Genomic DNA, 11,504 nt, shown 5'->3' with positions numbered 1-11,504 from the left:
TTCATAGTGTGCCAAGAATCAGTCACGGCAATAAAACTGACTGAATGCTGTAAGTAAGATGATGGAAGGTCCATCGAAGTCGTTGTATAGGCGATGGCTTCAAACCACCTAAAGGTGCTTTGATTAATAATCTGGGTACTGAGCGTTTAGGAGAATCTAACCCAAGAGGTTAGCAGGTGCAAATAAAGGAGTTGAACGAAAGTGAACCATTGAAGAGGTGTCGAGAAGTTGCTACCTCCAGTCAAAAGCTACGAAGTATGATACGGAGTGAAAAGTAATGTTTGTGAAAACATTAATTACAGAAGTTACCTATTTATTTTCTGTAAGGCTGGCGTCATTCAGATGGCAAGAACTTTATTTAGGCTTATTTACGGAACTTGGGAAACTGTATAACAATGCTAAGAGAAATGCACAATAAGAACAACTTAGAGGCAGAATATCGAAGTGTTATACAGAGGCAGACTAACTCGTAGTAGTGATGAAGTTTCTGTAATGGAAATGGAGCGAAGGGGTTAGCAAATGTAGATTTCATTTGGTCAACTTGAAAAAGGATGAACCTTTTAATGTCGTTTATGTTTGAAGAGCCGTGTGAGGGGAGACTTTCAAGCACGGTTCTGTGAGAGGCTTGGGGTGAAATTCCCCTTGCCTACTCGATTATCTGGAACCGTTCCTACAGAAAAAGGCGCTCTCGACCTTCCATTACGCGCTGAGGGAAAACGGATATCTGCTCATGGGAAAATCCGAGAGCATCGGCAGGGCGACGGACCAGTTCGCCCCTGTGTCAAAAAGCTTGAAGCTATACTCCCGTAAGGCGGGAACGGGCCGCTTTGAGCCTGACGCTACGTTAAGGGTACAAAAACCGATCGACCTTGTCGGAAAAAAGCGGGAGAAAATCGCAACGCCCGATACGGACTTCAAAAAATGCGCGGAGGCCATACTTATCTCCGACTATGCCCCGGTAAGCGTCATAATCGACCGGCACACCGAAATCGTTCATATAAACGGTAACATAGAGCCCTTCGTGGCCCCGTCCACCGGAAGGCCCTCGCACGAACTGATAAAGACCGCCCGCAAAGAACTTGCGTTCGAGCTCCGCAACGCCCTGCACAAGGCCAAGGAAGGGCCGGGCAAGGTAAGGAAGGAGGGTATACCTATAAAGACCAAACTGGAGAGTTACAGCGTAGACCTTGAGGTCGTTCCCATGCCCAACCTCCTCGAACCATACTTTCTCGTGCTTTTCTGGAAAAATAAGGCCGATAGCGGGTTTTTCGAAAAGGTCTGGAAAAAGGTGGAGCCCGTACTGGCCACATCCCAGGAAAGCCAGGTACAACAGCGCAATACTGCCTTGGAAAACGAACTGGAACAGCTGCGCGAGGACATGCGGGGCATCAGCGAGGACCAGGAAGCCTATAACGAGGAACTCCAGAGCGCAAACGAGGAACTACTTAGCGGCAACGAGGAGATGCAGAGCCTCAACGAGGAACTGGAGACCTCGAAGGAGGAACTGGAATCCACCAACGAGGAACTGATCGTCGTCAACCGCGAGCTTATCGAAAAGCAGGACGAACTGAACGATTCCCTCACCTATTCCGACGAAGTCATCGCCACGGTCCGCGAGCCTTTTCTGGTATTGGCCGACAATTTGCACATCCAAAAGGCCAATGCTTCCTACTACCGAAAGTTCGATGTGGAAACGGAGGAGGTGGAGGGATTGCATTTTTTCGAGGTCCAGAACGGGCTGTGGCACCATGAAGTGCTCCGATCGCTGCTGCAGAAGGTACTTCCCGAGGAACAACGGATTGTCGACGAGGAACTTACCCTGGAAACCGATTCCGACGGGGAACTTGTATTCCGGTTCAATGCCCGGGAAATCGTGCGCGTAAGGGAATCCAGAAAACTTATCCTTCTCGAAATCTCGGACATTACAAGAAGGAAGGCCGTGGAGCGCAATTACCTTACCATCATCGACGAACTGAACCGTACGAACGAGCAACTTGACCAGTTCGTCCACGTGGCCAGCCACGACCTACAGGAACCGCTGCGAAAGATAACCACTTTTGCCGGCCGTATTACGGACAAAGGGAAAGGAATCTCCGATAAGGACTTGGATACCTACCTATCAAAGATAATGGCATCATCGGCACGGATGTCAGCCCTGATAAAGAACATGCTCGACTATGCACGCCTGGCTCACCATGAACAACTGTTCGAGACGACCGATTTCAACACCGTCTTGAAGGATATACTCTCGGATTTCGAACTGCTCATCGAGCAGAAAGGGGCCGAAATGAAGATTGGCCAACTGCCAACACTGGAGGCCGTTCCGTTACAGATTAACCAACTTTTCTACAATCTGGTCAGCAACGCGCTCAAGTTCTCGAAAGAGGGGGCGGCACCGATCATCTCGATATCCTCCCGGAAGCTTTCGGCAAGGGAGGCCTCGGGACATACATCGCTCGACCAAGGTCTATCGTACCATGAGATTGTCGTGAGGGACAACGGAATAGGTTTCGGAAAAAAGTACAGCCAAAAGATCTTTGCCATATTCCAGCGCCTGAACCCGTCGGGCCGGTATCTCGGCACCGGCATCGGCCTGGCGCTCTGTAAACGGATAGCCGGGAACCATCATGGCGAGATTTATGCGGAATCCAAGGGGGGCGAGGGGGCGGCGTTTCACATACTTTTGCCTGAGGCACGGCCGAACGGGGCATAGACGGCAATCCGACAACAACCGAAGACATCGAATCTTACAGGATTGGAAGGGCCGCAATACCAACGGCAGGAGTGCGATCGTAAACATTATCGATGGGGGGATTTTCAATAGCTCAACAAGCTCACACAGTTCCAAAAAGTTCAAGTAAAAGATGGCCTCTTTTCCCTATGCTAGAAAAAGAACGTTTAATAAACTACATCCGCATCTGGTTTAGTGTACTTAAACCCACGTGGCTGTTGCAGAAGTGGTCTACGCACAAGATATCGACTCGATTAAAGTGTTTTATGGAGCCTTTTGGAGAACCGGCCTTGGTCGGATTTGCCGGATAAAAATGGCCGGGAAGCCTCGGAATGCGTCCATGATCGTCTTTAAAATCCGAACGGAGGGTTTCCCTCCCCCTTTCTTAAGGTACTTTTTCAGGTTGAAGGCGATCGCGGCCATGAGCATGACCTTGTGTGCACCGGCCTTGCCCAGCACGCCTATTTTTCTTAGACCGTAGAACTGGGTCAGGCTGCCGAATACGGGTTCCACCTTACTTTGTCTCAGCTTTTTCATCCGCTTGCCCCTGTCACTGTGCTGTCGGGCGTAGGCCCTCAGATATTGTTCGTCATAGATCGTTTTGGAGATTTTTTTGCATTTTGAATTTGGCACACATTTGGATTTCATAGGGCAGGCCTTGCAGTCCTTCGGCGCTGCCCAGTAGCTTTTCAGTACGCTACCGTCCCGGTTGGTATGGAATCCCTTGAAGGGCAGGGGCCTGTCCATCGGGCATCTATATTCGTCCTTTTCCCTGTTGTAGGGAAAACCTTTTATTTCAGGTTTATATCTCCCGAAGACGGGTATCCACCCGGCAACCTTCCGTTGTTCGAGAAAATCGTAGTTGGAGCCATTGGAATAACCTGCGTCCGCCAGCAGATCTGTCATTACAAGCTCGTTCTTCCTTAAACGGTCCTGCACCTTTAGGCTGATATCCTTCAAGTACTGGCTGTCCCTACCGTCGGCAAAGTCCGCCTGGATATGCGAGATTACCCCTTCCGCGGTATCCACCGCCATACTACAATGGTAGTTCAGCTTTCTCGCCTTGCCCGGCTTTACCGATATACGCGCATCGGGATCATGGGGATTATAGTGCGTTTTATTGCTGAGCAGCCGTGCTTTTTTGTGGGATGCACCGGCAGGGCGTACCGGACTGTCCCTGAGATTTTGGTGGTGTTTCTCCACGCGCTTCAGCTCGTGCACGGGAGCGGAGACACGTGCGGGGGATACGGTTTCTGCACGTTTTTTCGTGGTTTCCCCGTTTTCTTCCGACACTTTTTTCAAGTGGCCCTGCATATGGGCGGCCGGCATTTTCGGCACTACGCTTTCCATGGATGCATTTGCCTTTATCGGGGCCGAATCCACCGCCTGGGTGTGGCCGGATACCATTCCGCTATCTACGCATAGGGTAAATACCTTGTTGAACAATGTAACGAACAGGGATTCCGGGTAGAGTTGCCTCGTCCTGCTTATCGTCGAGTGCCATGGCAGCTCCTCGTCCAGGTCATAGCCCAGAAAGTAGAGCACGTCCATCCGCATACTACAGTGCTCCACCAGTTTTCGGTCGGAGGTGATGTTCTCGAGGTATCCCGTGATCAACAGCTTGAAAAAGACCACGGGGTCGATCGAGGGGTTGCCGGTCCTGCCATAAAGTTCCTTAGTATCCTTATAGAGGAAACTCAGGTCAAGCGTTTCGCGGAGCCTTCCGTAAAGATTTTCTTTTGGGATCCGGTCAGATAACTGGAAGCTAAGGAACAATTTTTCGGTATAGTTCTTTTTGCCTTGCATACCCTTAATTTACGGATTTCCGCGCATGTGTGAAAGCAAAAATTGATGTTCATCGGAGTTCTGCAACAGTCACCCACGCTTGATTGAACTTTACAGAACTGCCCTTCGTTTTACCTATATGGGTCGTTTAAGTGTACTTTTCGCGTTCCATGAAAATTTATTTCCGGCTCCACAGCAAATGACGGCAAAATGTAAATCGAATAGAACCAGCTTGCCGTTTTCCGATTTTTTTCATAGATCAGCCGAATGATTTGATATTCTTTCCGAAAAATAAAATGACGGACAATAAAGCTTAAATTACCGGTAGGTGAATAATTCTATAAAACATAATTGAAATGAAAGCATTACAAATAGTAAAATACGGTGAAATCAGGGACAGTCTGTCCATAAATGAAACTGAAAGACCGGTTATAACACCAAACGATATTTTAGTCGAAGTCAAAGCAGCTTCACTAAACCCCATTGATTATAAATTGGTCGGAGGACATCTAAAGGATATGGTGACTTTAAACTTTCCGGCTACGATCGGTTATGACGTGAGCGGCGTTGTTGTTGAAAAGGGTACTGATGTTCTTGATTTTGAAATTGGCGATGAAATTTATTCCAGGGTTCCACAGCAACAAATGGGTACAATAGCAGAATTCGTAGCTGTTCAAAGTGATTTAGTGGCTAAAAAGCCGGAAAACATCTCTTTCGAAGAAGCATCCGGACTACCACTGACAGGACTAACGGCAATCCAAGCTTTGGGAAGTGTCGGTATAAAGAAAAACGATAGAATTCTTATTCATGCAGGTTCTGGTGGTGTGGGCAGTTTTGCCGTTCAATATGCCAAAGCTAAGGGAGCAATTGTTTATACAACTACCAGTACTAAAAATGTAGACTGGGTCAAAGCTTTAGGTGCTGACCGTGTGATTGATTATAAAACGGAGGACTACAAAGAGGTTGTGAAAAATTTGGATATCGTTTTTGACACCTTAGGGAATGATTACACTTTCGAAGCCTTCGAAATCATTAAAGAAGGTGGAAAGGTGACTACCATAGTAGGCCCACCTGACGAAGAAACAGCAAAACACATGGGTATGACCGATTATAAATTACCCAAAAAATTGGCCGATCTGATTAAGAAGAAATCAGCTATTTATAAATTAACCTGGATGCAGCCCAATGCCGAGCAGTTGAACGTCATTACAGCCATGGTCGAAGATGAGGACATTAAGCCCATAATTGATCTTATCTACTCTTTAGAGGATGGAATAGATGCCTATGAATATCTGGCCACCGGAAGTGCAAAAGGAAAAGTGATCATAAGCCTTTCCTAATCAAAAAAGTCGTGTACTCCTCTTAAGAGATAGTCTCAAATGGATGTATTCCGTAAAAATATCAATTACCGATTAAAACATTAGATCATGAAAAAAGAAACGTATCCAAAATCATTTTCCCATATAGGGATAACCGTTCCGGACATAAAATCGGCGGTAAAATTTTATGAAGACGTCATGGGTTGGTATATAATTATGCCGCCTTCAACCGTTAAAAAAGAAAAGGATTCCGCCATCGGCCAAATGTGCATAGATGTTTTTGGGGATGATTGGGAAGAATTTGAAATCGCCCATATGTCCACTTCGGATGGTATAGGAATCGAGTTGTTTTCCTTTCCACATGGCATAAAAGAAGCTCCGGAATTCAATCCTTTCAATACCGGACTTTTCCATTTCTGTATTCAGGATCCAAATATTGAGGAGTTGATAGATAATATTGTTTCCTCAGGTGGAAAACAGCGTATGCCCATACGGGAATATTATCCTGAAGAAAAGCCTTTTAAAATGTGCTATGTGGAAGATCCGTTCGGTATTGTTTTCGAAATTTACACACATAGTTATGAATTAACTTATTCTTCAGGTGCCTACGAAGATTAAGTATGTACCACCAGGTTACAGTGTTACTTTTATGTAAGCCATTATTGGGATCGACTATCCTTAATAATGGCTTCTCAATGTGGTTTTGGTCTCCTACTAAATGTTAGATGTTTTTAATAGCTCATTTCAAGTCTGGTTTTATGTGTTGAGGAGCGCATAGGAGTATTGCAATTGAAATTTTTAAAGATACGAATTACTTTTTCACACTATTTCATATAGAAACATTCTTCGTTATATTATCCAAAATTCGGTTGGTTTATTTAATCCCACGTTTTTTTGAACTTTCCTATTGCCGGCAAAAGCACAATCCTATCATACCCTATCACTTAACCTTTATAGGTGGTGCTGAAAATATGATGTAAATGGCATCTTGTGACAGCTACCCTTTCTTTAGGCCCAATAGGGCCAAGAAAAATCCTTGAAAGGAAACTGCGCCAATACAGGGTCTTAACAAAACGTTGAATATTCTTTCTTAGCGTACGTTTTCGCAGGGTTGTCGTCCTAATGTTCAAGATAGGGTGAGCTTTTATGTGAACAATCGATATTTATGGCAGGATGTCCGTTCAATTCTGTGTGTTTTCAATATTCTGGTTGGCGTATATGTAGGGGATTGGAGGTCTTAGCGTACGTTTTCGTTCCGTTGGGCTTCATACCCCTTTACCAGTACGCCCGTTAACCAAGAAAGTTGCTCATTTTCCTTGTTGTGTATAAAAAACGATGATTCCGGAAATATGGAAATAAGGTTTTCCTTTATATCGATCCAGGCTTCCCTGCCAACAATATTATGGCTGAAAAGGTCTATATCCGTAGGCGATGGTTGTATTTTAGGACTAGGTTAGTGCCACCACCCAATGAAAATGGACCCAGGACATCCAATTGCATCAGTTCCTGAATAGTGGACTTCAAGGGAATGGGAACTCCGGTTTTCATTATGGAATTTAAAAGGACCTAAAGTGTAAAAATTCTTCTTTTGAAATATTATACCTTTTGGAAAGTATCTCGAAGGATTCGTTGCTATAAATAGAATCGCATCGCATTGCTTCCTCCCTTATCTCTTTTTTGGAGTAATATTTATCCAAAATATCCAACGCTCCGGGGAAAACACTCCAACGGAAAATACGATCGATAACAAACCGTGCATCTTTGCGTATAAATACTTTCTTTGGGTCGACGTCCCAAAAATATGCACTATCGAATATACCATCAATTGGATGGTCTTTGACCTGGTCGGGATAGACAAGATTTTGCTCTAAGGACATAAAACAAAGATATAATATTTAAGATTAATGTAATAAACGTACCAATATTCGAATACTTAAAAGGGAATTTGTACCTGTGGGTACGTAACGTGGTCAACAATATCCGGGCGGTCCGAATTGACCGTGCGCGAAAATAGATCCTTACTGACCGAATAGGTGTTGATCCGATTTTGTGGCAAATCATTATCTATAATGCCGTAAACGTCCTTTTCAACTAGATCGTCCGACAACCAGGCTTCGACCTGCTCCCTCGCCAAAGGTATGACCTGACGGTGTTCTTCACCGTCCCGATTTTTTTTGTTGTGGATCGTGGCGTACTTGGATCCTTCCGGGGCCTCTTTTGTAAGAATCGAAAAGGACACATATTTATCGGGGGTTATGGTATAGATTCCGGCCAATCCGATGATGGCCGAATCCTTTTGCTCAAAATAGTAGGGTACTTTAAAATTCTTGGGCTTTTCGCATGTGTGGGGTTCATAGAACCCATTGAGCGGAACGATGCACCTGCGGGTCAGTGCACTGGGCCTGTACAAATAAAAATCGAACAGCTTTTCGGCCTGCGCATTCAGGCCGGCACCCCATGGGATGGATTTCTTATAGTATTTTTCATAATCCGCTCCCGGTTTGTCGTGTGGCAGCAGCCCCCACATCATCGGGGTCATATGGTCGCTTTTTTCCTGTGGGATAATCCAAAAAGAGTCGTGACTATAACCGTTGGCATGGTGATAAATGAATTCATGCCCCGCCTTTTTCTCCTTGGCCGAACGGGCGACCCCATAATGGGATTCGATCTCTTCCGCAGTACTGATTATTCTGGTATGAAAGCACATAATTATTTTCCGTGATGTTTTTTTACACTATATGTGACGATTCCCCATATCAAGAGAATGTTCTCACCTTCGATGACAATGGGATTATAGTTCGGATTTTCAGGCATGAGCGTGACCCTGTTCTTCTCTTTTTTGACGCGCTTTACCGTGAATTCGCCTTCCAAATAGCACACCGCTATACATCCGTCGTAAGGCTCGATACTTCTATCGATTACCAAAAGGTCGCCGTCGTACATTCCGGCGCCTTCCATTGAATTTCCATTAACACGGGCGTAAAATGTAGCTTCGGTATCGCCGACAAGCTCCGTATCGAGGGAAATCCTGTTTTCCTTAAAATCGTCCGCCGGTGACGGAAACCCTGCAGATATGCCGGCACCGTCAAAAAAGGGATATCCCTGTGGATTACCTTCCCTTGGAATAAGAATTTCAAGCTTAAGCCTTTGTTTCAATTGCATTTATGGTAATAATATCGTTGATGTTACTTGTATATCTCGGCGACAACCGGTTACGGTTCATTTTCCATTTTTTCTTCAGGTCCATCCCACCGAATTTAACGAGATCGAAACCGTTGAGCAAATTTATCCTATCAATGGCCTTCATGATCGGCCTATGCCTGGCGTCACTGTTATGGAAAAGGCTGAACTGTTTTTCCAGGGTGGGGGAGAGGGCCATTACCATGATACCCGCTTTTTTATAATGATAGCCTTCCTTGAATATCGATTTGAGACCTTTTAGAGCATATTGCGTAATCTCAATGGTGGAATTTGTCGGAAAGGGCAATTTGAAGCAGACCGAACGCCCGTATTGTGGCAAATCGTTCCTAAAAGCGTTCGTCCGGAGGAAAACCGTTATTATGGCGCAGTCCGATCCCTGCATACGTAGTTTACGGGCACAAACCCCTGAAAAGGTCCTTATACGTTCGGCAATGTCATCGAATTCGGTGTACATCCTTGGAAAGGAACGTGTACAGGCAATGCCCTTTTTGTTTTGGACCTCCTCCATCTGGATGGAGGGTTTTCCCATCAAGTCATGTTTCAGACGAAGACCCACTATCGTCATTTTTTGCCTGACGAAATCGTCCGGGAGCCGTGCGAACTCCAAGGCCGTCCCAACTTTGTGGAACTCCAACATCTTTGCATAGCGCGAACCGATGCCCCAAACGTCTTCGACCTTTATCCAGTTGAGAACTTTGGTACGTTTTTCCTCGGTGTCTATCACGTGAACGCCCTGTGTGCGCTCGGGAAATTTCTTGGCCACGCGATTGGCCGCTTTGGCCAAGGCCTTACTTTTTGCGATGCCAATGGATACAGGGATTCCCGTGGCCCTGAAAACATAGTTTTTTATCGTTTTTGCATATTCCTCCAGGTCGAAATGCTCGAAACCTTCAAATAGAAGGAAGGCTTCATCAATACTATAGATCTCGATGTTGTCCGTATATCGGGACAGGATGTTCATCACCCTACTGCTCATGTCACCGTAAAGGGCATAGTTCGAACTTTGTACGACCACATTGTTTTCGGCGAAGAACTTTTTATACTCGAAATAGGGCGCGCCCATCGGGATTCCCAAGGCCTTGGCCTCATTGCTCCTGGCAATACAACACCCGTCATTATTTGAAAGCACGATAATCGGTCGATTCTCCAACGAGGGATTGAATACGCGCTCACAGCTTGCATAAAAATTATTGCAGTCTATCAGCGCATAGAATTTAGTTCCCTTTTCCCGTTTCATTCGCACAAAGTTATATCCAAAAATTATACGATGATAGTTTATCCCAGATAACCTATAAAATTTCTTCCCTATAAGGTCCGGGCAGGCCATTATACCTTGAAAGGTATCTACTTAAAGGGAAATAAAAAAAGGGTTCAAAAGTAACGGTATTCCGTGTCTTTAGTTCTGTATATGAGTAACTTAGGGTATAATCTAAAAGCAAAAATATGTATTACGAAGCTAGAGTTAACACCATTGCGGATATGTCGGACAATACCATTGAAGAACAGATCGAAGCCCTAAAAAATATGGGAATCGGCAAAGGTCATATTATCGGTAACACTTTATGGATCAACGATGCCAATCCAAGCGGATGCGGTGGCTATGAAGCAGCGGTGTTGCTTATCAAGGACGGACAATATTACTCCTTGGAATCCATAACCGTCCCATGGTGCAACGATAACGAGCTTATAGGGTTCGTGCGTTCCTTTCAGAACGTTTCGGCAATGAAGGAAACCTACGGCCTGTCCTTTGATAATCCGGTAAAGGTCAACGATGTCGATACACAGGTATATTTCGACTGCGGATGTTGCGGTTCGGGGTTCAGGTCTACCATTAAGGTACAGGCAAAGTTCGATCAGGATAGCGGTTACGGCATCTGTCCAAGTTGTGTAAAAAGATCACGTTAATCCCAAACCCGTTACGATATGTTTTCATTCGAGAAATATGGGGAACTGCCCAAAAAGGTACGAAAGGCAATCGATAGGTTCAACGATAAGGCCAATCAGTACGAGGAATGTAGAAATCTTTCGGATGTGCTAAGACCGTTGGGGTACACGTTCGATTACGGTCTCGACGGGGTGCCGTTGAATTTAACTAAAATCAAGAAATAATGGAATTCATGAAAGTACAGCAGCACGAGACAAACCAGCTAATCCGATGGTTCGTCGATAAGAGGGAGGTGGCCCGGAGCGAGTACGAACTGCTTAGGGAAAAACAGGTATGGAAAGGCAAGAACTACAACACCTCATATACGGTCAGGGACGTTGTGACCAATAATTATATCCATGTCCACCATTTCAACTAAAGATTATTCGTAATGGAAATACAATTATTCAAAACGACGGTCGATCATGATCTGGAAATGCGTCAGGAGGTATGCTATAAAAACATCGACGGCGTGTACTGTAAAATAGGTACTATCACGGATATTTTTCAGAGTGATGGATTTACCTATTATCTGCTTTCCAAT

At 45.1% G+C, this 11,504-nt stretch carries 12 protein-coding genes; 6 read left to right on the top strand and 6 right to left on the bottom strand.

Annotation, left to right across the window (positions count from 1 at the left end; genetic code table 11):
• Positions 1–730 precede the first annotated feature (730 nt).
• Positions 731–2,713, top strand: coding sequence for an ATP-binding protein (locus ACEW8S_RS06550; RefSeq protein WP_373517371.1), 1,983 nt, complete (start codon positions 731–733; stop codon positions 2,711–2,713).
• A gap of 282 nt (positions 2,714–2,995) precedes the next feature.
• On the opposite strand, the gene ACEW8S_RS06545 is transcribed toward ACEW8S_RS06550, so the two are convergent.
• Positions 2,996–4,537, bottom strand: a complete 1,542-nt coding sequence (locus ACEW8S_RS06545) for an IS1182 family transposase (RefSeq protein ID WP_373517370.1) — start codon at positions 4,535–4,537, stop codon at positions 2,996–2,998.
• Between the two features lie 335 nt (positions 4,538–4,872).
• Between ACEW8S_RS06545 and ACEW8S_RS06540 the strand changes: the two genes are divergently transcribed.
• Both ACEW8S_RS06540 and ACEW8S_RS06535 read left to right on the top strand, forming a co-directional pair.
• Positions 4,873–5,856, top strand: a complete 984-nt coding sequence (locus ACEW8S_RS06540) for an NADP-dependent oxidoreductase (RefSeq protein ID WP_373517369.1) — start codon at positions 4,873–4,875, stop codon at positions 5,854–5,856.
• Between the two features lie 87 nt (positions 5,857–5,943).
• Positions 5,944–6,453, top strand: coding sequence for a VOC family protein (locus tag ACEW8S_RS06535; RefSeq protein ID WP_373517368.1), 510 nt, complete (start codon positions 5,944–5,946; stop codon positions 6,451–6,453).
• Between the two features lie 798 nt (positions 6,454–7,251).
• Here ACEW8S_RS06535 and ACEW8S_RS06530 read toward each other — a convergent pair.
• Genes ACEW8S_RS06530 through ACEW8S_RS06510 form a run of 5 tightly spaced genes read right to left on the bottom strand, consistent with a single transcriptional unit; the run spans position 7,252 to position 10,273 of the window.
• On the bottom strand, positions 7,252–7,383 hold the full coding sequence (locus ACEW8S_RS06530; RefSeq protein WP_373517367.1) for a hypothetical protein: 132 nt from the start codon (positions 7,381–7,383) through the stop codon (positions 7,252–7,254).
• Between the two features lie 8 nt (positions 7,384–7,391).
• On the bottom strand, positions 7,392–7,712 hold the full coding sequence (locus tag ACEW8S_RS06525) for a hypothetical protein (protein WP_373517366.1): 321 nt from the start codon (positions 7,710–7,712) through the stop codon (positions 7,392–7,394).
• 56 nt (positions 7,713–7,768) lie between these two features.
• Positions 7,769–8,542 carry an SOS response-associated peptidase gene (locus tag ACEW8S_RS06520; protein WP_373517365.1) on the bottom strand — a complete coding sequence of 258 codons (774 nt, stop codon included), beginning with the start codon at positions 8,540–8,542 and terminating at the stop codon, positions 7,769–7,771.
• A 2-nt stretch (positions 8,543–8,544) separates the two neighbouring features.
• The gene (locus ACEW8S_RS06515) at positions 8,545–8,997 is read right to left on the bottom strand and encodes a LexA family protein (RefSeq protein WP_373517364.1); all 453 of its coding nucleotides are present in this window, start codon (positions 8,995–8,997) and stop codon (positions 8,545–8,547) included.
• A complete protein-coding gene (locus ACEW8S_RS06510; RefSeq protein ID WP_373517363.1) occupies positions 8,975–10,273 on the bottom strand; it encodes a Y-family DNA polymerase in 1,299 nt (432 codons plus the stop codon). The genes ACEW8S_RS06515 and ACEW8S_RS06510 overlap by 23 nt, the downstream gene beginning before the upstream one ends.
• A 206-nt stretch (positions 10,274–10,479) precedes the next feature.
• Here ACEW8S_RS06510 and ACEW8S_RS06505 point away from each other — a divergent pair, with 206 nt between their 5' ends.
• The 3 genes from ACEW8S_RS06505 to ACEW8S_RS06495 are packed head-to-tail and all read left to right on the top strand — an operon-like array spanning position 10,480 to position 11,339.
• Complete coding sequence (locus ACEW8S_RS06505) at positions 10,480–10,941, top strand: hypothetical protein (RefSeq protein WP_373517362.1); 462 nt, start codon at positions 10,480–10,482, stop codon at positions 10,939–10,941.
• A gap of 18 nt (positions 10,942–10,959) precedes the next feature.
• Positions 10,960–11,145: a hypothetical protein gene (locus ACEW8S_RS06500; RefSeq protein ID WP_373517361.1), complete on the top strand. Its 186-nt coding sequence runs from the start codon at positions 10,960–10,962 to the stop codon at positions 11,143–11,145.
• Positions 11,145–11,339, top strand: a complete 195-nt coding sequence (locus ACEW8S_RS06495) for a hypothetical protein (RefSeq protein WP_373517360.1) — start codon at positions 11,145–11,147, stop codon at positions 11,337–11,339. The genes ACEW8S_RS06500 and ACEW8S_RS06495 overlap by 1 nt, the downstream gene beginning before the upstream one ends.
• The last annotated feature ends 165 nt before the right edge of the window (positions 11,340–11,504 follow it).

This window comes from Pricia sp. (assembly GCF_041745955.1).
GTDB lineage: Bacteria > Bacteroidota > Bacteroidia > Flavobacteriales > Flavobacteriaceae > Pricia.
This window is presented reverse-complemented; position numbering and strand designations above follow the sequence as displayed.